The organism is Paenibacillus massiliensis subsp. panacisoli DSM 21345 (assembly GCF_000426545.1).
Lineage (GTDB): Bacteria > Bacillota > Bacilli > Paenibacillales > Paenibacillaceae > Paenibacillus > Paenibacillus panacisoli.
Window position 1 is genome coordinate 1 of sequence record NZ_AUFO01000021.1, and the last position, 22,028, is coordinate 22,028.

Here is a 22,028-nt window from a genome sequence, read left to right on the forward strand (position 1 = left end):
GAAGGGTTCTCGTTATCACCTGGAGTAGAAGGGTCTCCATCGTTTCCTGGGACAGTCGATGATGTATTTGTACCTTGGAAATCCCAACGGTGAGTCGCACCTGACCCCATAAATTTATCAACAATAATGGAGCCATCAATGTTGGACGAGCCGCTTAATGTCGCCCCCGTAGCTAGGATTGTACCTTGAAATTCTCTATGAAGGTGGATTTTACCTGTGTAGCCTGATTCATTCGTTGAATCTGTGAAATTCCACAGCAAATTGGCATCTGAAAAATCAACTGCAGCGTGGTTGTAACGATCGCCAACGCCCTCATAGCTTAAAATCACTTTCTTAGCGAAATTGTATTCGGTATAACCTTTCAGATCCAAGTTGATGATTATAATAGTTCCTGGCTTCAAGCCAATGATTCTCAAATCTCCTGCGTTTCCTGACAATTCAGCTGCACTAACATTTAAGATAATATTATTGTTTTGTGCGATCACATTAGAAAGATCCAGTGTGTAACTGTCCCCGTATTTATTTAATACAGCCTGTCTAGCATTCACATCTTCAGCCAGGCTTCTTGAGATGCCGGCTAATTTGAAGAATTCACTTTCAAAGTCAATGTATGATGAGTTTTTATCCTGATAAGCATTCGTTGCATGATCTAATTTCATTCCATTTAAGCCGATAGCATTGTTATTGTCCATCAGGCTTAATTCCGCTGTGCTTCCAACTACGAATTTGTTTGGACGGGCTGATACGATGGAAGATGGACTAATGTTACTTGAGAAGTTTTGAATATAGCTGATATCCATTATACTATCCCATTCAGAATTGCCCCGGATATTTGTTCCGAAGTTGGAGTTACCATTCTTCAGATCTTTAATAGCTACGTTACCGTTTGTATGTGTTAATAGGGAAGCTTCATTAGCAAAAATATGAAAATTTTGTGCAATGCCTAAGAGATTGCTTTCTACATTTGCATTAACACTCTTTTTAATATCTTCTAGTACATTCCCAGATCCGTCGTAAATAAGCTTATCTTTTCTGACACTTTCAGATTTGATTGAGGGAATATCTTTTTCACCGCTTGGTAAGATAGCTTTATTGGATTCTTGTGAGATAGTAGATCCATTGATCGAGATGGGAGCTACCGAGGCTGCTTGAGCCTGGTCTAGACTAGAGGTGTTCGTTAGCGCGGCCAATATAAGTGCGGCTGCAGACGTCCTGTATAAATGGTTCTTCATAATTCTGATTCTCCTTTGACTTAGTAAATGGTTGTTATCATAATTTTAATACCCTTATTCTGTCATGAAAAATAATAAGATACAAGTGTATATTTTCCTTATTTAATAACGAACTGAATTATTTTTTGACAGGACCATGACAAACAAGACATATGAGGAAACTAATACATACTTGATCCAAGAACGATGCTAGAAAGAAATCAGGACATAAAGAAGATAAAGCAAATCCGGGCTAACAACGCCCGGATTTGGATGGCCTAGGTGAGAGGTTCGTCCAACTTGTGTCCGGGTAAAGTGTGAAGGTGCTTATACATAGGTAGCAACAACGCAAAGATCAGCAACAATTATTTAGTTCCTAACCACTGCGATCCTTTCCAGTTCAGCTTGCCTGCACCAGCACCGCTGGAGCTGATCAATCGGGATTTCAGCTTGGAAGGATCGTCAGGTGTATAGCTGTAAGGCAGCTTGCTGAAGCCTGTCCAAGAAAATTTGATGGCATTTGCTGGCTCTGGAGAGAGCGGACTCTTAGAATCTTCACTGCCTCCGCGGAAGGTAACACCATCCATGGTGTAGATGGTATCTAGTACCTGAATTTTACCCGTGTAGTTGCTCTTCTTGGCATCCTTCTGATTGTTTCGCACAGGTGATGAGACATCATTAATGACGGATTTCTCTACGAGCACAGAGCCACCTTCAGTAGAGATTGCGCCGTTGCTCGTTACACCGAAGTGGAAGCCTTTATCGGCAAGAGTCTTATTAATCTTCGAGGTAATCAGTTTTTTGGCTTGCCATGCATTGCCGTTATCCATCACGATATTGTAGGCGTGAACGTTGCCACCGCGCAGGCGAGGCATGCGATCCTGAACATCCTTGTAGTAGTTATGGTGTAGCGTCACTTGTAGATCCTTGTTGTCGCTTGCGAACTCATTAGCACCAATCAGATGGCCTTTCTTTTGGCTGGCAGCAACTGCAGCAATATCCTTCGTGCTCAGACCTTGGGATCTAAGCAGGTTGTACATCGGATATTTGGAGCGGTTGGCCTCCAGTTCTTTGATTTGTTGGTTCACCCAGCTATTCGAGTTCCCATTATCCCCGAGGAAGGCGGACCAGGAGATCGTTACACCTGTGCTGCCCTTCTTTACATCGACTAGTCCATCGTATACCTTATTAAAGCTACAGTGATCGATCCAGATTTTATGGCTTTCCTCAATGTTGATATAGTCCCAATCGTTGCGGTCATAGTCGCCTTTGGTTGCTTCATCCCACTCCCACAGCTCGTCGAACTCCAGATTGCGGATAATTACGTTCTGGCTCCGCTTCAACGTGAAGCCCGCATGCTTGATCTTGGCTCCATTGGAGGAGAAGATGGTCAATCCATTAAATCCGTCAATGCTGATTTTGCTTACACCGGTCTTCTTCAGCACAGGATGTGTGAGCGGAGTGGCGTATTGGGCAAAAGGGTTATTCTTGGCAGCAGAAGGAATCTCATTCCATCCCAGATCGAGATCATTCATGATCTCGACAACTTTATATCCTGAACCTTTCTTAAGTGCTTTAGCCAGATCCGTTGCATTGTATACTTTGATGTATTTGGAATTGCTCTCGGCAATGACACCTCCACCAGTGGTGCCCGCTGCGAATCCGGCTACTCCATATTCATTGCTGCTGACAGCAGCCAGGGAAGTAAGCAACATGTCCTCCGTCAGGGCAGGAATCTCTCCGTAGGTTGCATCAATGACGGAACTGGAGAATTGGTCTGTGTTCACAGTCTCCACCTCAAGCTCCGATGCGTTGGTCAAGCTAGTGCTGCCAAGTGACAGTACCAAAGCAAGTGTAGTAGCTGCACAAGCCAGCTTTTTAATTTTGTTACTCCAAATCATTTCTTTACCTCCACAAAGTGTATTATTTTCACAAATTATGTATCGGATTGTTTTTTTGTAATATTTATAGTGCTAAAGTTTCAAGTTTTTGGGTTATAAAACGGGCAGTATGCAGTTTGTGGTTGGGCATGATGAATGAGGAAAATATGATTTCATGCATGAATTAATCAAAAAGGATGATCAACCTTAACTGATGAAAGGAAGTGTGCTCAGGAATTAGCGGCGCATAATCCTTCTTTCGTTTTCATGAGTATGCAGAAAAGGATTGTAACTAAAGTAGCAGGCAACAAAAAAAACCGTTGCATCTTGAACTTAAGAGTGCATCGGCTTTTGAAATTGTAAGTGTGGTCGTGTTCTTAGACCAAAATACGATGGAGAGGGACTGCGAATCAAGTTATAGCTGTGTATGTTCAAGGCTGCCTAAAGCTCAGCTGAAGCTGCACAAGCTCTGACCTGCTCCCTGTCCGAATTGGGGGTCCCCAGAAGCCGTAGCCAGAAGAGACAATGGAGTGAAAAGAATTTTTCTGCAAATATCCCCAGTCATTCTCATATATTGCCCCAGTGATGAGATGAAATGGAGCGATCTGTCCGCGGTGCGTGTGACCAGAGAGCATGACGTCAACCCCTTGCTGCCCAGCAATATCCAGGTCATAGGGCTGATGGTCCATTAACAGCACAGGCTGAGTGAGATCCACGCCATCGATCAGCTCAGACAGCTCTGCTCGATCATCTTCGGTACGATCCTTGCGCCCGATCAGCGTCAGATTATTCCCGATCTGTATGGACTTGTCGTGCAGCACCTGAATGTGACTTTCCTCTAGTGATTCGATCAGCTCCTGCGTAGAGTTCTTATCCTTGTCGTGGTTGCCCAATACAGCATATACGCCAAGAGGTGCCTTCACCTCTGCCATAATCTTGTCAATGCCTTTATTCAAATACGCGCTTAGGTCGTCATCTATAATATCTCCTGCATAAAGGACAAGGTCAGGCTGGAGTGCTTGAATCTCCTCGACCATTTTGCGAGCATGTGCAGCTCCGGATAGACCACCATAGTGCATGTCCGACACCATGACAATATTGAGATCATCCAGGTCGCCCGCAGGTTTATCCAGCTGTATTTCATAATTACGGACGACAGGACTGTATGCATTGAAGGAGCCATAACCCATAAGTCCAAGGAAGATAACTAAAGTAGCGGCACCTGCCCACTTGTGCAGCTCATGATGGCGTAGGCGGGTTAGACGGATCAGCCAGAGGCTCAGATGCACGATGGGAAGGAGTATAATCAGCAGAGAGAAGGCCGCCATCCAGTAGGAGCCAATCACGCTCAGGAATGCAGCGTTACCAAACAGTCTGCCCAGAATGAAGGCTGAGGAGAGAAAGATAATGCAAATGATGTACAGGATTCTGAATCTGGCAGATACGACAGGCTTCATCCAGCTCCAGCCGCTCCAGCCTATGTAAAATACTAATAAAGCGTAGACTAACAGCATAGCAATTCCGATAAATGCGAACATGTATGTGACAGACCTCCATGCACTTGCCCTCAAGACAAGCTGTTTTTCATGTATTGTGTAGTAGATGTACAAATAATCTATTTATTTATTCCGACCTCATCAACTCTCTTTAGCCTCCTGCCAGATTCGTGTCTATATTCATAGTATAACTGCTAGAAGCACCAAAATAAAAATTAGTCGTAACTATGCTAGATACAGGAAGGAGGGAGGCGAATATGCTGCATTTTGAACTAGGGCATCATTTGGAATTGTGGCATAATAAGGAATCTATAGTGCGAGCTAATTCAATTTATTTTGGAGGGATCTTATTAATATGTATACCGATCCGAAGGGAAATGCCTATAAGGAGCTTATTAAATATGCCATCCAGCGTACGTCACAGTTCATGCTAGGAGTGGGTGGATATTCAACCTTTTGCGGAGATGATTATCATCATATACAGCCCCCGCCCCCAGAACTACTGGACAGGCTTCAGCCCTATCTATTGGACGTGCGGCGGGTTACACACGAGGAGGTAATGTCAGCTATTGAAAATGGGGAAGTGGAATCCCTATTGGACCATGGTATGAGTGGAGCAGGAGAATTCTATTACTATCGTTGCTGTGAGGCTTCAGGTCAAATACTGGCAGAAGCGGTGCACGGGCTCTATGATTGGTGCTCGCCGCTTCCAGAGGATCTGACCTTTCTGAACGAGGATGGTACGCTCTTCCTGGGCTCGGTTGCCCATGAACGAATGGGAGTTCTGAATGTAGAGTATAGCGAGAGAAGAGAACTTATGTCCCGGATACAGGGCCTGTTCCTGAAGCTACCAGAACATAAGGAGTTCGATCGCTACCTGGACGATGCCATCCGGCACCAGACAGACTGGCTGGAGATCCAGGGGTACGAGCTTACCGAGCTGCCAGTCCGTATTTGTGAGCTGCAGCAGTTGAAGCATCTGTCTGTGTTCGAACAGGATCTCGACAGGCTGCCCCCGGCCTTATTTGAACTGACAGGCCTGGAGAGTCTTAGTATTATGTCTGCCGAGCTGGTCGAGATTCCGAAGGAGATACGCAAACTGAAGCAATTGAGGGAACTCAGAATCTATGGCGGCAGCTCGGATCGCCCTACTCCGGGCTGGCGTCCCAGACCGAAGGAGGAGCTGCCATTACGAAGTCTTCCTGCCGAGATTGGAGAGCTTAGCAGATTGGAATATCTGGACATCGCCTATAGCGGCATTCATGAGCTGCCACCAGAGCTGGAGAGATTGCAGAATCTGAAGTCTCTGACTATTGCCAATAGCTTGATGGATAAGAAGCCCAACTTCCTACAGCGGATGAAATCGCTGGAGTATGTATCCATTTCGACTAATCCTTTTGGGATCGGCGATTAATACCGTCCCTATGAGACCAAGTAGCTGTTGCTTCATTTATAGGGACGCAGGACGTAGCGTCAGCTTCAAGGCAGGAAAGAATCGTTCAGCCTGCATCCCCCCGTTCCAAGCGTCGAATCGCCAAGGCACTTAGAGCAGCAATGTAGAGAATGCACATGACGTAAAATCCTAGCATAGTGCCGGTGGCTAATGCTTCCTGATTCAACGCTCCCATCCCAATCGTAAGCAGGGAGTGGGGAAATAACAGCCCTAGCTTGAGCACATACAAGCCCAAGCCTATAATGCATGCAGATAGCCCAATACCTATGGGCACAGCAAAGCTGCGAATACGCACAGATAACGCCAACTGCATACTTCCGATAGCCATTCCTGCCACCCATCCCCGGAATATCCAGCTGGGCCATTCAGCGGGCATCCCGGGTGGAAGTCCGATCCATCTTCCCCCGGCATAATACAGGATAAGGAATAGCAATTGGACATATCCAAGGAATAGAGCAAGCATCAACAGCTTGGCAAGCCAAATGGACGCTGGACGGATCGGGGAGCTTAGTAGCAGCTTCCAGTTTCCGTTGCTGTGCTCCAGTCTTCCCAGATAGGAGGCCCCGATGGCAATGAGTATAGGAAAGAAGAATTCACCGTAAAACAATCCTACCTGGGACCAGAGACTGTACCATTCGTGCTGCAGTACACCTTGGTTCAGCATGAAATTCGCGCAGCCGATCAATACGCTAACAAGGGGCAGAGCCGACAGAAGTATCCATATTCCTGATCGTCGCTGCTTCATCCATTCTGCGGTAATACAGCGCAGTAGCATGATTCTATCGCCTCCTATTTATATTGCCTGGATAAATGTATGTGGCCGGCTGTGTATAGCAATGCTGTAGCAAGCAGCATTCCAATGATTGCGGGTAAAGTATCCAGGACATGCCGGATGATGAATTGCAGCTGCTCGTCTACGTAGCTGCTGCTTACCGGGCTGAGGACGGTGTAATACGACCAGATCCACAGAGAACGAACCGACGCTGGGAATAATTCGGCAGTCATCCCTAGGCAAGCGCCCAGCATGCCGAGACAGAGAGCCCATGCTTGATTACGGACGATTAAGGACACCCATTGCTGAAGGGCGAGTACAGTCGCCGTGGTTAGCACGGTTCCACAGAAGAAACGAAGTAGCAGCACACCTGGAACAGGCTCATAGCTGTCGATCATCCACCCATAGAGGAGCATCGCACTGCTTTGCAGTATACATATCCCCAGCATGATGCTGCAGAGACAGAGGTATTTCGCAGCATATAGCTGCCCTGGACGAATGGCCGCACTTAGCAGTAGCTTCCAGGTATCGCCCTTGTGCTCCATATCACATATTCTGGAGGCCATGATGGCTGAGAGCAGCGGCAGGAGCAGACTGTTCATGGAGGCTACCAGCAGAATCAGGGACGCCCATACATCAACCTGTGGATTCCGGGCCATAGACATGCTAATGGCAGAGAAGGCCCAGCCTACTTCAATGATGAGCATACCGATGCCGAAGAGAAGAAACCCCCGACGTCGTAGCTTGAAAAATTCGACCCTCAACAGCATTAGCATATCGGCTGCCCCTTTCCGGTCCATTCCAGGAAAATATGCTCCAGCGATTTCTTGCGTTCCTCAATCCTCAGCACATCAATCTGAGCATGGACCAGGTAGCGCACAATCTTGCAAATCTCGTCATCGCTCAGTAGCCCCAGAATCAGACCGCGCCCTTGATCCTCTGCGAGGGCATTCAGTCCGTACGTATGTAGCAGCCTCCGCGCAGCGGCATCGTTACGGGTGCGTAGGAGAATATCAGGTCTGCTGCGCTCCTGAAGCGCCGTTACGCTTCCTTGAAAGATAAGAGAGCCATGATGAATGATGCCCACGGAGGTCGCCAGCTGTTCAATCTCGCTCAGCAAGTGACTGGATATAAGAATCGTCATTCCATAGCGCGAGGCTAGAATCTGGATCAGCTCACGCATTTCCTGCATCCCAGCCGGGTCCAGTCCATTCGTAGGCTCGTCCAGAATCAATAAGCGAGGTGAGCCTACGAGAGCCATAGCGATGGCTAACCGTTGCTTCATACCAAGTGAATAATGCCCCGCCTTTTTATGCTGCTGACGATCCAGCCTGACCAATTGTAGCGCATCCTTCACTTCCTGATCGGAGCCATGTCGAAGCTGCTGAACGACCTTCATATTTTCGAGGCCAGTAAGGTGGCTGTAATAGGAGGGGGATTCAATCAATGAACCGATTCGGCGAAGGATGGATTGGCGTTGTCGGGCCAGATCCTGTCCGAAAATATGTACCTCTCCTGCTGTAGGTCGTGTCAGTCCGAGCAGCATTTTCAAGGTCGTCGATTTGCCAGCCCCGTTCGGTCCCAAAAATCCGTAAATCTCACCTTCTCTAATCTCCAGGTTCAATTGATCCACCACGGTTGAGCGGCCGTATTGCTTGGTCAGCTTTCGTGTTGACACAATAAGACTCATCGGTGCTTCCTCCTGTCCTTGTTGGTCTCTAAGAAGATGGTTCAAGTGTAGCTGACGGCCCTGACAGGAGCCTGAGCACAACCTTACGTCAATCTTAAATGTCGGCGAAGAAGCTGCTATAAGCTGTACGGACCACAGAAAATCGGTATGATGTAATATAGGTGATCATTATATGAATGAATTACAGCAAAAAAAATTGCTAATCGTGGACGATGAGCCAAACATCCGAAGGATGATAGAGAGCTTCCTGCGAAAGGATGGTTATGCACGAATTTATCACGCCCAGGACTGTACAGCTGCTTTAGAAATGGTTCAGCGGGTGAAGCCGGATCTGATGATTCTGGATGTCATGCTTCCAGATGGTGATGGCTTTTCGCTGCTCAGGGCAATTCGTCAGATGTCCAATGTCCCGGTACTATTTCTGTCAGCCAGGGGAGAGGATGAAGACCGCTTGCTCGGTCTGGGTCTGGGTGCCGATGATTATATTGTCAAGCCCTTCTTGCCGCGTGAGCTGCTGCTTCGCATGAAGGCTGTTCTCCGCAGGGTCTACGCTCCGCCAGTTCGGGAGCAACGTCCTGTATTTCAATTGGGAGAGAGAATGGTCAATCTGGAGAGTGGCACAATTCGCGCGCTCCAACAGGAATATGCACTGACAGCCAAGGAATTGCTGCTGTTGTCAGCGTTCTATGAGCAGCGCAATCGAATCGTAACGAATGATGCCCTTTGTCAAGCAGCGTGGGGGGACGATTATTATGGCTATGAAAATACATTGATGGTCCATATTCGCCGTATTCGGGAGAAGATCGAGCCGCTTCCCTCAAGTCCACAGTATCTTCTGACCGTGAGAGGCCTCGGATATAAATTGCTAGTGCAGGACGGGGCTGTAGAAGATGTGCGTTGATTACAACAGGGATCAATCAAGGGGGTTAAATCGTGAGCATGATGCTGACAAGCAGACAAGGACTAGGAGGGAGGAGCAGGAGTGGAAAGCACCGTCAGGATCCTGAGACGCTTCATAAGCTCGACAGTACTCATCTCCATCTTACTGCTGCTGCTCAATGGAATCGTTCTTGTCGTATGGTTCAGTAAGGGAATGAGTACAGAGCTGGCACCTGCAGCAGTCGTGCGACAGGTGTCAGAGCAACTACAGCCTGGAGCTGAGGGCTACACACTGGAGCCATCAGCTAGCGAGCTGCTGTCTGAGCAGCATGTATGGGCCATGCTGGTGCTGGAGGATGGCAGTGTCGGCTGGAGCTATCAATTACCGGATGATCTGCAGCGGGTCTATTCATTGACCGATGTTGCCAAGTGGTCGCGAGGCTATTTGCAGGAATATCCCGTATTCTCCTGGGAGCATCCTGGTGGACTAGTCGTAATAGGCTATCCCGAGCACAGTCTCGCCAAATACCAGTACATTCTACCCGTCAGCTGGGTGGAGGGTCTGCTCGGTAAGCTTGGACTCATCCTTGCAGGTAACATGCTGCTCGCTGTGCTGCTCTCCTTATGGATCGGCTCCCGCCTAATTCAATCGATTCGTCCACTAACAGAAGGGATTCAGGCACTAGCCGAGGATCGGGAGGTGCGTCTTGAGACCAAAGGGATATTAGCAGATCTGGCGGAACGGATTAATCACGTCTCCCGGCTGTTGCGGCACAAGAAGGACGCCATACAGAGTCGTGATGCGGCGCGCTCGAACTGGATAGCAGGCATTTCTCATGATATTCGAACACCGCTGTCCATGATTCTTGGGCACGCCAGTGATCTGGAGGACAATGAGGCCTTGACTCAAGAGCAGCAGAGACAGGCAGGGATTATTAGACAGCAGGCAGTTCATCTTCGGGAGCTGGTGCAGGACCTGAACCTGGTCTCGAAGCTTGAATACGAGATGCAGCCCTTGAATAGACAGCCATTGCGACTCTCTCGCATTGCAAGGCGTGTAGCGACAGAGCTGATCAATAATGGTCTTGACGGGAAATATACTGTGGACCTGGAGGTAGCAAATGAAGGAATTCAGGTGCTGGGGGATGAGAGGCTACTGCTACGGGCAGTTACCAACCTCGTTCACAATAGTGTTCGCCATAATCCTGAAGGCTGTCATATAACCATTGCAGTGTTAATAATGAACAGTGCTGATGTAGCAACCGATGCGATAGGCACCATGTGCTGCTGCAGGGTATCTGATGATGGGCAAGGTATTGAAGCGCACCGGATTCCCTGGCTGCTGCAATTCCCGTTCTCCAGGTATAACAAATCGCAGGCACACCGTGAGCATGGGTTAGGGCTGCCGATGGCGGCGCAGATTGCCAAGGCTCACCAAGGGCGACTTGTCCTGGAGAACGAGGAAGGAGGGGGGCTTCGAGCTATACTGATGCTCCCATGCATGGAGAACAAGGATAATCTGTAGTCCAAGCTATTACAGGGGCAATAGTAGTGGGTGATACTCTGATTCGATTCATCATGGGTCGAGCATCGGAATTCCTGACTTAGTTGTACTTATATTAAGGCTGCTTATCTGGAGTCTGCTGCTGTGCTTCCCATTCGGATCTAAGCATACCCATTAGAATGCGGTCATATCGCTGTCCATCCCGGTACACGGCAGAACGTACACACCCTTCCTGCTGGAAGCCAGCCTTCTCGTAGGCGCGAATAGCTTTGGCATTATACGAGATGACGTCCAAACCTACCCGATCAAGGTTCAATTCATAAAATGCATATCTAAGTATCAACTGAAGTGCTTCTGTGCCATAGCCTTGATTGCGGTGCTTGGACAGTCCAATCCCAATGGCGAGCTGCCCTGTACGATTGTTCCATTCGATACTGTGAATAACAACGAAGCCTATCAGCTCATCCTCCGTCCGGGTTCTCAAGCGGAAATAGACCTCACGATCCTTGGAATCCTGTTCTCCCTCCAATTGTCTCTCGGAATACGGAATAGCCGCCTCCGTATCGACATGACGCAAATATTCCGGGTCCTCATTCCAGGTTAGCATGGTCTGAATGTCATCGGCTCGGGCAGTGGTTAGCTTCAGCTTCGGGCCCAAAAATAAATTGTCTGTAGTTAACATAAGTAAGTCTCCTCATAGCTGGGAATGTGGCAAAGCAAAACGACAATGAAGTCGAATAAAAATAATGAAGTCGAATGAAAATTGGGTAGAACGATTTGTGATAGATTATCAATCTACTCTACCTGCATATTTTATTATGATTATCAAGGGTTGGCAATAATTGTATTATCTATTAAGCTTGGAGAGAAAGGAGAGATCATATGAATGTTAGTGCTGGTTTCGGTATCATTTCCTTGATCAGTATTATTTTTACCCTTGTCTTCGGAGGTCTGGGCATATACGCGCTGATTCTGTTTATTCAGCTTGCTCAACGTGGAATCAGAGCGCTCGATATCTACATTCGTGATAAAGAGAACGGTCTGAAATTGTAGTATGGTCCTGCAATGGGAGAGTTCGAGCCCTATGAAAATAGCCTTAACCCTTTATGAAGGGATAAGGCTATTTGAAGTTAGTAGCTTGTTTATAGCTGAGCCTATAGCTAGCCTTATAGCTTGAACTTGCTGACCTGCATTTGCAGCTCCTCGGCGACACTGGACAGAGAGCCTGCGAGGGCAGTAATCTCCTCCATGGATGCCAGCTGCTGCTGGGTTGCTGCCGAGATGCTGTGCACATTCTCTTCCGAGCTCTTGGCGATCTCGGCTACCTGATCGACATTACGAACGACCTCGTCAGTACTGGCGGACATCTGCTCAGAGCTGGCAGAGACCTCTTCAATCTCGCTGGCTACTTTGTTGACAGCCGCAGAGATCTGTCCGAAGGCTTGTCCCGCTTCGTTAATTACCTGTATTCCGGATTCGGCTTCCTGGCTGTTCGATTGCACAGCCTGCACGGCCTTATGAGTGTCATCCTGAATTAACTGTACGAGTGATGTGATCTTCTGGGATGAGGTGGCAGCTTCCTCAGCCAGCTTGCGAACTTCATTCGCGACGACAGCAAAGCCGCGTCCATGTTCTCCGGCTCTCGCCGCTTCAATTGTAGCGTTCAGTGCAAGCAGATTGGTCTGACCTGCAATGTTATTAATCACTTCCGTGATCGAACCAATCTCGGCGGAACGTACCCCGAGCCCAGTCACCAGCTCATTGAGAGAGGTGATAGAGTCCCGGATTGTTCTCATTTGATCTACAGCATGAGTAATGATTTCATTTCCGTTGGTAGATTGTGTAGCGGCATCGACAGCAGCCACAGATACGCTTTGCGCCAATTGAGCGATCTGATCGGTTCCGATCGACATTTCACCCATCGCCTGGGAAGAACGCTCAGCAACATTCGTTTGTTCAGAAGCGCTCAGCGACATTTCCTCGACTTGCTCTGTAATTTGCTGAGAAGCCCTTGAGTTCTGCTCGGCACTAGCCAGAAGCTCCTCGGAAGAGGCTGTAATCTGGGTAGTTGTATCCGTGACCGATTGAATCATGAGTCTGAGGTTGCTAGTCATCTCGTTGAAAGAGCTTGCAAGAACCCCTAATTCATCACGGTTACGCAATACGATCGGTTCATTGGTCAGATCTCCGTTGGCTACCATTTGAGCAGCCTTATTGATCAACTGAATCGGTCTGGAAATAATTATTGAGATCAGAATGGCAAGACCGACTGCCAGAATGGAAACGATAATTGTAGCGATAAGTATAGTCTGATAAGCAAAGCTGGTCAGTTCTGAAGATGATGTCGTGATCTCCTTGGAGTTGGTAGCTCCTAATTCGACTAGCTGAACTAGGGAATCATTAGCTGTGTACCAGGCTGGATATATTCTTTCGTGAATCTCCAGCGCTTCCTCGTTCTGATTGTTTTGGGCTAATTTCAAAAATGTTGGTAGCTCGGACTTGTATGATTCAAAATTAGTGGTGTAAGTTTCATAAAGCTTGGTAATCTCAGGATCGGTTCCTTCCAGGAAAGTAGCTAATTGCTTGCTTTCCTCATCAAGCCTGGTCAGCAAAGCATTCAGCGTTTGTTCGGTCTGTGCGATCTCGTCGGCATTCGTCTGAATGGCCATCGTCACGGCCAGCCGATCCACGTCAGAGACATCGCCATTCATATTTCCCAGCAACGCGACCAGAGGCATCCATTTCTCGTCGATTTGGGTGGAATTGTCGTCCATTTGATTGATTTGTATGAGTGAATTTACACTAACTCCGGCAAGCAGTACAACGACCAGCATAAAACCGGTTAATAACTTCATGCGGATACTGTATTTCACTTTGGATTGCCCTTCTTTTTTAGATAAATCTTTGGTTGTCATAGTCTCCACTCCTTGGACGATTAACAGTACTGTACAGTAAATATATATCGACAAATATTTGTAGTTTTGTATAGTTTCATGTCGGAAATAATCTAAAATTTTCATAAGTAAGAAAATCATTGCGCTAACAAGGAGATAATGAAGTGTTTGCATTGGATGATTGTAGTGCTGAACGTGCTCAATGCCATGATGTTGAAGAAATAGCTACTGTATATAATTCCAACCCGGATTTTCTGAATACCTACTTAGGGCGAAGTCAGATCAGCAAGAGGTAGGTAGCTGCAGAGCTTGCAGATGCCGATATATACGCTTCTGCTGTAAGGGTGTGTGTTATACTTGTACTATACGAATATAGATGATTCACACCCAAAGGATAGGTGAGACGGCTTGAAGTTATTGACACTGAACACGCACTCCTGGCTTGAAGAGGATCAATTGGCCAAGATTAATTACATGGCTGATTTCATTAAAGAGCATGAATTCGATGTAATTGCATTCCAAGAGGTCAATCAAATGAAGACGGAGCCAGTTGTTCCGTTGAAGCAGCTAGGGAAGTTCGTGGTAACCGATTCCTCTATGCCCATAAGAGCGAATAATTATGCATATCTTGTACAGCAGCAGCTCAAAGCGGATTATTACTGGACATGGGCTCCGGTGCACACAGGCAAGCTCCGATATGATGAGGGATTGGCGTTCCTTAGTCGGACACCTATTGGTGAGACTTTCTGTGAGCATGTGTCTGGTATAACGATATATAACAATTACAAGACCCGCAAAATACTCGGCGCCAGCACGACAATTGATGGAGTCCACACCTGGATTGTGAATGGGCATCTGGGATGGTGGCATGATGAGGAAGAGCCGTTCCGTCCTCAATGGGATCGGGTCGAGGCTATTTTACGGAATTATACAGGGGACGCTATGTTCCTCATGGGTGACTTTAACAATGTAGCTGAAATCTCTGGTGAGGGTTATGACTACATGATGTCCAAAGGCTGGTGTGACCTGTATACTGCCGCTGAGATCAAGGATGCAGGAGCTACGGTGACAAAGTCCATTGGTGGTTGGGAGGGCAATACGCAGGATCTTCGCATTGATTACATTTTCTCGCGCGAGCCGCGCAAGGCGAAGTCCTCCACAGTCGTCATGAACGGAATCCGTGGTGAGGTGGTCTCTGACCATTTCGGAGTTGCCGTGGAACTGTAGCAATATTGCTGTGTTGTTGATGGAAGTGGATGAGCTTGCGATGAGTAGCAGCCAGGGTGTAAGGCTTAAATGATAATGCATTTGAGCCTTATGCCCTTGTTGTGTTTGTCGTTGTTTCATTTGCCGTCATGTTCATAAGTTCATTGAATTTTGTCTATACTGCCTGAAGAGGATTATGAGTCTTGACTATGGTGTAATAAGTAATCAGTGACATAGTAGGCTGGGTTCAATATAATGGATACCTGAAATGCTATAGAGTCAATATTGAAGGAAAAGGCTGGTGTGCAATGATTGAACAGCATAGAAAGTGGGTCGTAGCGAGCTTGCTGCTAGGTATTCTGATGGCCGCTATGGATAATACGATTGTAGCGACAGCCATGGGTACTATCGTGGCCGATCTTGGTGGACTTAGCCAATTCATCTGGGTTACTTCGGCTTATATGGTAGCCACGATGGCTGGGATGCCAATTTTCGGCAAGCTCTCGGATATGTACGGTCGCAAGCGCTTTTTTGTTTTTGGCTTAATCGTGTTTCTTGTTGGGTCGGTGCTGTGCGGATTCGCCCAGTCGATGACACAGCTCAGTCTGTTTCGGGCGATTCAGGGGATTGGTGGCGGTGCGCTCATGCCGATTGCCTTCACGATTATATTCGATATTTTCCCGCCAGAGCAGCGCGGAAAGATGACAGGTCTCATTGGAGCTGTATTTGGCTTGTCCAGTGTGCTCGGTCCATTGCTTGGTGCCTATATTACAGATACGATCAGTTGGCATTGGATTTTTTATGTTAATGTCCCGATTGGATTGCTGTCATTGGCTTTGGTGATCCCCTTTTATCGAGAATCAACTTCACAGCATAAGCAGCAGATTGACTGGATCGGTGCCATCACACTGGTCATTGCTGTTGTAAGTCTGATGTTCGCGCTGGAACTGGGTGGCGGTACATACGATTGGAATTCTCCCGTGATCATTGGGTTGTTCGCTATCTTCCTACTGTTTGCTATAATCTTCTTCCTGGCTGAACGTAGGGCATCGGACCCGATTCTCCCGTTTTGGTTATTCAAGCGGCCGCTCTTTGCTTCGGCTCAAGCACTGGCATTTCTATATGGGGGGACCTTCATTATCCTGACGGTCTATATCCCACTGTTCGTGCAGGCGGTGTATGGTGGATCGGCGACCAATGCAGGCTTTATTCTCACCCCAATGATGCTGGGCTCTGTGGCGGGGAGTTCGATCGGGGGAATATTTCAGACGAAAACTACGTTCCGTCGTCTTATGACCATTTCAGTGGTAGCCTTTTTCGCTGGGATGCTCCTGCTCGCTTTCATGTCGCCAGAGACCTCGCGTGGTGCATTGACGTTGTATATGGCTCTTACGGGGTTCGGGGTGGGCTTCTCATTCTCGCTGCTCCCAACAGCCTCTGCTCATCAACTGGAGCCGCGCTATCGCGGAACTGCCAATTCTACGAATTCGTTCTTGCGTTCGCTCGGAATGACGCTCGGAGTTACGATCTTCGGAACAATTCAGGGGAGCGTGCTGACCAAGCGAATGACGGAGGCATTTGCAGGCCAGGGTGGAGCGGATATGGCGCAATTCGGAGATTTGCGTCAGGTGTTCCAGCCTGAGGTGCGTGCGCAGATTCCACCACAGGTGCTTCGCGTCATCGTGGAGGCTATGTCCGAATCCATTACGTATGTATTCCTGCTCGCTCTTGTGCCTATTGCATTGGCTGCAATAGCTGTAATATTTATGGGTAAAGCAAGTGTTGGTGGAGAAGGAAGCAGAGAAGGTAACGGTTCGTAGTATAGCTCATTGATTAGTGGTGTGGTTAGCGAGACATGTGGATTGTTAAATAAGGGGTTGGAGACGAGGGGCTTCAGGCTTGTATGCCAAAAAGCCCCTCAGTCAAGGCTGATGGGCGAGGGCTTCTTCAGTAATCTGCTTGATATCAATGGGAGACAGCATGCCCTCGTGTACCAGATCGGGCAGGATATGCTCCAGAAAGTAGTCTACACAATGCAGTTCAATGCTTTTGATTTTGATAATGGCTTGGCGGTACATCACGATGAATTCCTTCTCCGTGTTGCCACGTTGCAGCTCCGCGAATGCTTCATAGACCTGATCAAGCTTATCAGCTACCTCCAGAATTCGACCCTCTACCGAGCTGTCCTTTCCTTCTCGCAGCTGTCTTCGGAAGATCGCCTTGAATTCCTCAGGAATATTCTCATCGATAAAATGTTCAATCATGCCCTCTTCAACCTGCTGTAGCAGAGAACGAAGCTCCATGGAATAATGCTTCACAGGGGTCTTGATATCCCCGATAAAAATCTCACCATAGTCGTGGCTGCTGGTAATCTCGTAGAGCTTCTTCCAGTCCACACTCACCCCGTGCTGCTCTTCGATGTCAGCCAGTGTCTTCGCATACTGTACCACCTTCCAGGAGTGTGCGGACACGCTATGCTCCTCGAATTTGAATTTGCCAGGACAGCGAATAATTCGTTCCAAGTCATTGAGGGACCTGAAGTACGTATGAATGCCCATTGGGTATACCATCCTTTAATTTTCTTTTTGTTGCAGATAAGGTACACCCTATCTTAGACTGTTTTTGTTAGCGCAGCATTAACGGAGCATTTAATAGAACACAAAATGCAGTTCAACTGTATACATATCACAGTTTACAAACGAGAATGGAGGAGAAATATGAGCTTGCGTGCGGAGTTGGACTATCGTATGGGTGCAGTTGCGGTCCAGGTAGCGGATATTCGAGAGGTTGAATTAATAGAATTGGTAAGGCGGATTCAGGAATTTGAGCCTTATGGTGAGGAAGCAGTGGATTACTATTTGGAGCTGTTACAGCGCAATGTATTGATGCCAGACGTATCGAATCTGATCTACATGGAGGATTTATCACCCAGTGAGGTGGTAGCCACAGCACTGGCTTATCGTCCAATCCTGCTGTAGAACACGTCTCAGGCAGGAAGTGAATGTGTTGTCTTGGTTGAGGTAGGGTACAATAAGGAGCGATTAGCAGTGCTTGTTCTTATTTGCAAGAGTCCATTATTAGTATAGAAGGAGGCTCCCATGACAGAGAAGAAGACAGAAGCGAGTGTTGGTTGGAATTGGCATGATAGCTATGGCAAGCTGCCCGAGCTAATGTATACCAGACAGGCACCGACCCCAGTACGTGCCCCGGAGCTATTCGTGCTGAACGAAAGCTATGCTGCTACCCTTGGTCTAGAGCCAGCTGCGCTCAGGAGCGAGGAAGCGGTTCGGACCTTGGCAGGTAACGAGGTGCCCGCTGGCACAGCTCCACTTGCTCAGGCCTACGCAGGGCATCAATTTGGTCATTTCAACAGACTAGGTGATGGGCGGGCGTTGCTGTTGGGGGAGCATAAGACTCCTGCGGGGCAACAACTTGATATTCAGCTCAAAGGCTCGGGACGAACGCCATATTCCCGGGGAGGGGATGGTCGCGCCGCCTTGGGGCCGATGCTGCGGGAATATATTATTAGCGAAGCTATGCATGGACTAGGTATTCCGACCACCCGCAGTCTGGCTGTCGTGACCACCGGCGAGACGATTCTGCGTGAGCAGGGGCTGCCCGGTGCGGTCCTAACGCGAGTGGCAGCTAGTCATATCAGGGTCGGTACATTTCAATATGCTGCCGCCTGGGGTGGTGTGGAGGATCTGAGAGCACTGGCTGATTATACATGGCTGCGACACTATTCGAATGTGTTACCAGTAGAAGGTCAGTCCCGTTATCTCGCACTCTTGCGACAGGTGATCCAGCGGCAAGCGGCTCTGATTGCACAATGGCAGCTGGTCGGTTTTATCCACGGGGTTATGAACACGGATAATATGACCTTAAGCGGCGAAACGATTGATTATGGCCCATGTGCCTTCATGGATCAATTTGATCCTGCGACTGTATTCAGCTCCATTGATCAGCAAGGACGATATGCTTATGGTAATCAGCCGGATATTGCTCTCTGGAATCTGGCCAGGTTAGCTGAGGCGCTGCTGCCTTTGCTTCATGAGGATGAGGAAGAGGGAATCAGAATAGCCCAGGAGGCGTTGGCGGAGTTCCCGGACTTGTATCAGGCGCACTGGCTGCGAGGTATGCGGGCCAAGCTGGGAATATTCGCTTCTCAAGAGGCTGTTGAGACAGCAGCTGAGAATGGGCAACAGACTGCTACCGGGAACGTCACTGGGCAGGATGAGCCGAAGCATGATGGACACGTCGATGATGAGCACAAGGAGGCGGATGAGCAGTTGATATTTGATCTGCTGCAGCTCATGCAAGAGCACCACGCAGATTATACCAACACCTTCCGCGCATTAACACTGGAGCAGCCAGTAGAGGCTGCACTCGCTGAGGCAGCAGAATACGTGTCATGGTATGCACGCTGGCAGAGCAGACTTGCGATGCAGCAGCAGACACGTGAACAATCGCTTGAGCTCATGCGCTTCAGTAATCCTGCAGTCATTCCCCGTAATCATCGCGTGGAGGAGGCGCTTGCGGCCGCGCTGAAGGGGGATCATGGTGTCATGGAACGACTGCTGGATGTGCTGTCGAAGCCATACGCCTATTCGACAGCGCAGGAGGAATATACCGCAGGGCCGCCTGATTCGATGTGCAATTATCGGACCTTCTGCGGCACGTGACGTAGTGAGGGCGGTCAGGCTGTAGCAGACTTGGAGGGATGCACATGACTGGATCATCAGCGGCTGAACGGACTCACATCTGGCGATTCCGTTACCAAGGGCCACGTAATGGCATTGGTTATACGTTCTGCCCCTTGCGGGGAGGGTCAGCGGTAGAGAATGCTGAACAAATATTTATTTATGATGAGGATTTTATTGAACCCATTCAGATCATTAAGCGGCAATACCCGCTGGATGAAGAGTATGCGGGGGAAGGCTATGAAGCTTTTGATGCTTGCTGGGATAATCCGATTCCGGCAGATGTCTGGTTTCGCATTTTTGAGGAGCTGGAAGCCCTTTATCCCGATGATCCCGAAGCCCAGAGCTTCATGCGTACCTTTATAGAGTGGGCTAGGGCAGCACTGCAGCATGCGGATGGAATCGAAATTGTTGGGAATTTATAATCCAAGCTTGAAGAGGAGTGTATCTCTTTCAAACTTGGAATACTTATAATAAAACCGTTTACATTCCTGAGAGGGTGTGCTATATTGTCCACTAAAGGATTGTAACTGTGTATGCAGGCAAAACCTGAGAATAAGCTTGTCCACTTAAGTGGCAGCTTTATTTTCAGGTTTTTTTGTCTTCATGCAACAATGAAGGAATACATGGAAATAATCCTTATAGCATCCAGAATCGAAGAAAAGGGGTAGAGCGAATGAGGAAGAATACATGGTGGAATATGCTGGCTGTTAGTACAGTCCTGACAGTTGGCTTGAGTGCCTGTGCAGGTACACCGGGGCAGGCGAATCAGCAGGTACCGCAGCCGCCACAGCAGGAGACGACGCAGCAGCAATCTCAGAAAGCGAGAACAGTCATTACGACAGATGGTGAAGTCGATGATATGAACTCGGTGATTCGCTTTTTGTTATATTCCAATGAGATGGACCTAGCTGGAATCGTGCTGACTAGCTCGGTGTACCACTATGCGGGAGACAAGGAGGCAGGCATTGAGCCGTTCCGCTGGACAGGAACAAAGTGGCTGTATGATATGCTCGATGCTTACGGGGAAATCTATCCGAATCTGTCCAAGCATACAGACGGCTACCCTGAGCCAGAGACGCTCAAGAGTATGACAAAAATCGGCAATATCTCCGACAAAGGCGAAATGACCAAGGAGACGGAGGGCTCTGAGTTCCTGAAGGAGCTGTTCCTGGACGATGACTCCAGAGATCTGTACGTTCAGACTTGGGGAGGTACGAATACTACGGCTAGAGCACTGAAATCCATCGAAGAGAAGTACAAGGATACTCCAGAGTGGGATCAGATTAGACAAAAGGTCAGCAATAAAGTAGTCCTCTACATTATTCTCGATCAGGACGACAGTTACAATGAATACATTGCCAAGAACTGGCCGGATATTCGCATTATCAATGACCAGTCCAACTTCTGGCACTTCGCTTATGCGTGGAAACTTCATCCCGATGAAGTGAACAGCAAGCTGCAGGGAGACTGGATGTTCCCGAATATCAAAGATGGACACGGCAAGCTACTGGGTATGTATGCCTTGATGGGTGATGGCAACATCATTGAAGGCGAGCTTGATGAGGAGCAGCGCGGAGCAGAGGCCTATCTTAAGAATAATCCAGAGTACAAGCGTTATGATTTCATTTCCGAGGGTGATTCTCCTTCCTTCTTCTATTTGATTGACAACGGGCTGCGCAGCATGGAAGATCCAAGCTACGGAGGCTGGGGAGGACGCTTTGGTACAGTGAGCGATAAGCTGTATAGAAATAACGTATTGGATTACGATATCTATACGAAGAAATATGAAGCAGAGTATTCGCTGATGCGCTGGTTCGATGATATTCAGAATGATTTTGCGGCTCGTGCCGATTGGGCGATTACACCCGAGTATGAGAATGCCAACCATAATCCGAAGCTGACTATTAAGGAAGGACTGGATCTTACGGCAGCACCGGGTGAGAAGGTTACTTTGACGGCTGAGGGCAGTGATCCGGATGGCGATACATTGACATACAAATGGTGGAGATATTTCGAGGCGGACACCTATCAGGATAGCGAGGTGACGACGAAGGCTGAGCCTGTGGTGATGGGCGGCTTGCAATTAAGCCTAGCTCGTGAGCTTAGTCCTGGTGAGAAGACGGATACGATTGCGCTGGAAGGCAGCGATACGCAGAAAGTAAGCTTTACCGTCCCTGCCAATGCCAAGTCGGGTGATACCATTCATATCATTGCAGAGGTCCAAGATAACGGGGAGCATCCGTTGAAGCACTATCAGCGTGTGATTATCACCGTAAAATAAAATCGAATATTAGCACATTCACCGTATTTTGACATCTCCCTGACACAAACATTTGCTAC

General features: G+C 48.1%; 18 protein-coding genes and 1 pseudogene. 10 read left to right on the top strand and 9 right to left on the bottom strand.

What is annotated here, in order from left to right; all coding sequences use genetic code 11:
* The 3 genes and pseudogenes from K331_RS29810 to K331_RS0117140 form a co-directional block, all read right to left on the bottom strand.
* Nucleotides 1-1,232, bottom strand: a pseudogene (locus K331_RS29810) (hypothetical protein); the annotation flags it as partial.
* A gap of 344 nt (nucleotides 1,233-1,576) precedes the next feature.
* Nucleotides 1,577-3,112, bottom strand: a complete 1,536-nt coding sequence (locus tag K331_RS29815; RefSeq protein ID WP_036635187.1) for a pectate lyase family protein — start codon at nucleotides 3,110-3,112, stop codon at nucleotides 1,577-1,579.
* A 410-nt stretch (nucleotides 3,113-3,522) separates the two neighbouring features.
* Nucleotides 3,523-4,629, bottom strand: coding sequence for a metallophosphoesterase (locus K331_RS0117140; protein WP_028591251.1), 1,107 nt, complete (start codon nucleotides 4,627-4,629; stop codon nucleotides 3,523-3,525).
* 313 nt (nucleotides 4,630-4,942) lie between these two features.
* Between K331_RS0117140 and K331_RS29820 the strand changes: the two genes are divergently transcribed.
* Complete coding sequence (locus tag K331_RS29820) at nucleotides 4,943-6,001, top strand: leucine-rich repeat domain-containing protein (protein ID WP_051289891.1); 1,059 nt, start codon at nucleotides 4,943-4,945, stop codon at nucleotides 5,999-6,001.
* 85 nt (nucleotides 6,002-6,086) lie between these two features.
* Here K331_RS29820 and K331_RS0117150 read toward each other — a convergent pair whose 3' ends face one another.
* Genes K331_RS0117150 through K331_RS0117160 form a run of 3 tightly spaced genes read right to left on the bottom strand, consistent with a single transcriptional unit; the run spans nucleotide 6,087 to nucleotide 8,502 of the window.
* Nucleotides 6,087-6,815: an ABC transporter permease gene (locus K331_RS0117150; protein WP_028591252.1), complete on the bottom strand. Its 729-nt coding sequence runs from the start codon at nucleotides 6,813-6,815 to the stop codon at nucleotides 6,087-6,089.
* 14 nt (nucleotides 6,816-6,829) lie between these two features.
* Complete coding sequence (locus K331_RS0117155) at nucleotides 6,830-7,588, bottom strand: ABC transporter permease (protein WP_028591253.1); 759 nt, start codon at nucleotides 7,586-7,588, stop codon at nucleotides 6,830-6,832.
* Entirely contained in the window at nucleotides 7,582-8,502 is a 921-nt protein-coding gene (locus tag K331_RS0117160; RefSeq protein WP_028591254.1) for an ABC transporter ATP-binding protein, read from the bottom strand. Before K331_RS0117160 ends, K331_RS0117155 begins: the two co-directional genes overlap by 7 nt.
* 172 nt (nucleotides 8,503-8,674) lie before the next feature.
* On the opposite strand from K331_RS0117160, the gene K331_RS0117165 reads away from it, so the two are divergent.
* Together K331_RS0117165 and K331_RS0117170 are read left to right on the top strand one after the other, a co-directional pair.
* On the top strand, nucleotides 8,675-9,403 hold the full coding sequence (locus K331_RS0117165) for a response regulator transcription factor (RefSeq protein WP_028591255.1): 729 nt from the start codon (nucleotides 8,675-8,677) through the stop codon (nucleotides 9,401-9,403).
* Nucleotides 9,404-9,484: 81 nt separating this feature from the next.
* On the top strand, nucleotides 9,485-10,906 hold the full coding sequence (locus K331_RS0117170; RefSeq protein ID WP_028591256.1) for a sensor histidine kinase: 1,422 nt from the start codon (nucleotides 9,485-9,487) through the stop codon (nucleotides 10,904-10,906).
* 94 nt (nucleotides 10,907-11,000) lie between these two features.
* Here K331_RS0117170 and K331_RS0117175 read toward each other — a convergent pair whose 3' ends face one another.
* Nucleotides 11,001-11,567: a GNAT family N-acetyltransferase gene (locus K331_RS0117175; protein WP_028591257.1), complete on the bottom strand. Its 567-nt coding sequence runs from the start codon at nucleotides 11,565-11,567 to the stop codon at nucleotides 11,001-11,003.
* A gap of 200 nt (nucleotides 11,568-11,767) precedes the next feature.
* On the opposite strand from K331_RS0117175, the gene K331_RS32260 reads away from it, so the two are divergent.
* Complete coding sequence (locus tag K331_RS32260) at nucleotides 11,768-11,938, top strand: hypothetical protein (RefSeq protein ID WP_018884878.1); 171 nt, start codon at nucleotides 11,768-11,770, stop codon at nucleotides 11,936-11,938.
* Between the two features lie 113 nt (nucleotides 11,939-12,051).
* Here K331_RS32260 and K331_RS0117185 read toward each other — a convergent pair whose 3' ends face one another.
* Nucleotides 12,052-13,800 carry a methyl-accepting chemotaxis protein gene (locus K331_RS0117185; RefSeq protein ID WP_051289892.1) on the bottom strand — a complete coding sequence of 583 codons (1,749 nt, stop codon included), beginning with the start codon at nucleotides 13,798-13,800 and terminating at the stop codon, nucleotides 12,052-12,054.
* A 387-nt stretch (nucleotides 13,801-14,187) separates the two neighbouring features.
* On the opposite strand from K331_RS0117185, the gene K331_RS0117190 reads away from it, so the two are divergent.
* Nucleotides 14,188-15,006: an endonuclease/exonuclease/phosphatase family protein gene (locus K331_RS0117190; RefSeq protein WP_028591259.1), complete on the top strand. Its 819-nt coding sequence runs from the start codon at nucleotides 14,188-14,190 to the stop codon at nucleotides 15,004-15,006.
* A 287-nt stretch (nucleotides 15,007-15,293) separates the two neighbouring features.
* Nucleotides 15,294-16,805: an MDR family MFS transporter gene (locus tag K331_RS0117195; RefSeq protein WP_028591260.1), complete on the top strand. Its 1,512-nt coding sequence runs from the start codon at nucleotides 15,294-15,296 to the stop codon at nucleotides 16,803-16,805.
* Between the two features lie 102 nt (nucleotides 16,806-16,907).
* On the opposite strand, the gene K331_RS0117200 is transcribed toward K331_RS0117195, so the two are convergent.
* Nucleotides 16,908-17,543 carry a YfbR-like 5'-deoxynucleotidase gene (locus K331_RS0117200; protein ID WP_028591261.1) on the bottom strand — a complete coding sequence of 212 codons (636 nt, stop codon included), beginning with the start codon at nucleotides 17,541-17,543 and terminating at the stop codon, nucleotides 16,908-16,910.
* Nucleotides 17,544-17,702: 159 nt separating this feature from the next.
* Between K331_RS0117200 and K331_RS0117205 the strand changes: the two genes are divergently transcribed.
* From K331_RS0117205 to K331_RS0117225, 4 genes are all read left to right on the top strand, one after another.
* Nucleotides 17,703-17,963: a hypothetical protein gene (locus K331_RS0117205; protein WP_156897678.1), complete on the top strand. Its 261-nt coding sequence runs from the start codon at nucleotides 17,703-17,705 to the stop codon at nucleotides 17,961-17,963.
* A 120-nt stretch (nucleotides 17,964-18,083) separates the two neighbouring features.
* Nucleotides 18,084-19,667, top strand: coding sequence for a protein adenylyltransferase SelO (locus K331_RS0117210; RefSeq protein WP_028591263.1), 1,584 nt, complete (start codon nucleotides 18,084-18,086; stop codon nucleotides 19,665-19,667).
* Between the two features lie 44 nt (nucleotides 19,668-19,711).
* Nucleotides 19,712-20,110 carry a hypothetical protein gene (locus tag K331_RS0117215; RefSeq protein WP_051289893.1) on the top strand — a complete coding sequence of 133 codons (399 nt, stop codon included), beginning with the start codon at nucleotides 19,712-19,714 and terminating at the stop codon, nucleotides 20,108-20,110.
* Nucleotides 20,111-20,361: 251 nt separating this feature from the next.
* The gene (locus tag K331_RS0117225) at nucleotides 20,362-21,969 is read left to right on the top strand and encodes a DUF1593 domain-containing protein (protein ID WP_028591265.1); all 1,608 of its coding nucleotides are present in this window, start codon (nucleotides 20,362-20,364) and stop codon (nucleotides 21,967-21,969) included.
* Nucleotides 21,970-22,028: the final 59 nt, after the last annotated feature.

Excerpts from the sequence above, each read along its gene's own strand:
- K331_RS0117165 (WP_028591255.1), top strand. The coding sequence starts at position 8,675 with ATGAATGAATTACAGCAAAAAAAATTGCTAATCGTGGACGATGAGCCA.
- K331_RS0117200 (WP_028591261.1), bottom strand. The coding sequence starts at position 17,543 with ATGGGCATTCATACGTACTTCAGGTCCCTCAATGACTTGGAACGAATT.
- K331_RS29820 (WP_051289891.1), top strand. The coding sequence starts at position 4,943 with ATGTATACCGATCCGAAGGGAAATGCCTATAAGGAGCTTATTAAATAT.
- K331_RS32260 (WP_018884878.1), top strand. The coding sequence starts at position 11,768 with ATGAATGTTAGTGCTGGTTTCGGTATCATTTCCTTGATCAGTATTATT.
- K331_RS0117225 (WP_028591265.1), top strand. The coding sequence starts at position 20,362 with ATGAGGAAGAATACATGGTGGAATATGCTGGCTGTTAGTACAGTCCTG.
- K331_RS0117195 (WP_028591260.1), top strand. The coding sequence starts at position 15,294 with ATGATTGAACAGCATAGAAAGTGGGTCGTAGCGAGCTTGCTGCTAGGT.
- K331_RS0117210 (WP_028591263.1), top strand. The coding sequence starts at position 18,084 with ATGACAGAGAAGAAGACAGAAGCGAGTGTTGGTTGGAATTGGCATGAT.
- K331_RS0117155 (WP_028591253.1), bottom strand. The coding sequence starts at position 7,588 with ATGCTAATGCTGTTGAGGGTCGAATTTTTCAAGCTACGACGTCGGGGG.
- K331_RS0117150 (WP_028591252.1), bottom strand. The coding sequence starts at position 6,815 with ATGCTACTGCGCTGTATTACCGCAGAATGGATGAAGCAGCGACGATCA.
- K331_RS0117215 (WP_051289893.1), top strand. The coding sequence starts at position 19,712 with ATGACTGGATCATCAGCGGCTGAACGGACTCACATCTGGCGATTCCGT.
- K331_RS0117140 (WP_028591251.1), bottom strand. The coding sequence starts at position 4,629 with ATGTTCGCATTTATCGGAATTGCTATGCTGTTAGTCTACGCTTTATTA.
- K331_RS0117185 (WP_051289892.1), bottom strand. The coding sequence starts at position 13,800 with ATGACAACCAAAGATTTATCTAAAAAAGAAGGGCAATCCAAAGTGAAA.
- K331_RS0117205 (WP_156897678.1), top strand. The coding sequence starts at position 17,703 with ATGAGCTTGCGTGCGGAGTTGGACTATCGTATGGGTGCAGTTGCGGTC.
- K331_RS29815 (WP_036635187.1), bottom strand. The coding sequence starts at position 3,112 with ATGATTTGGAGTAACAAAATTAAAAAGCTGGCTTGTGCAGCTACTACA.
- K331_RS0117175 (WP_028591257.1), bottom strand. The coding sequence starts at position 11,567 with ATGTTAACTACAGACAATTTATTTTTGGGCCCGAAGCTGAAGCTAACC.
- K331_RS0117160 (WP_028591254.1), bottom strand. The coding sequence starts at position 8,502 with ATGAGTCTTATTGTGTCAACACGAAAGCTGACCAAGCAATACGGCCGC.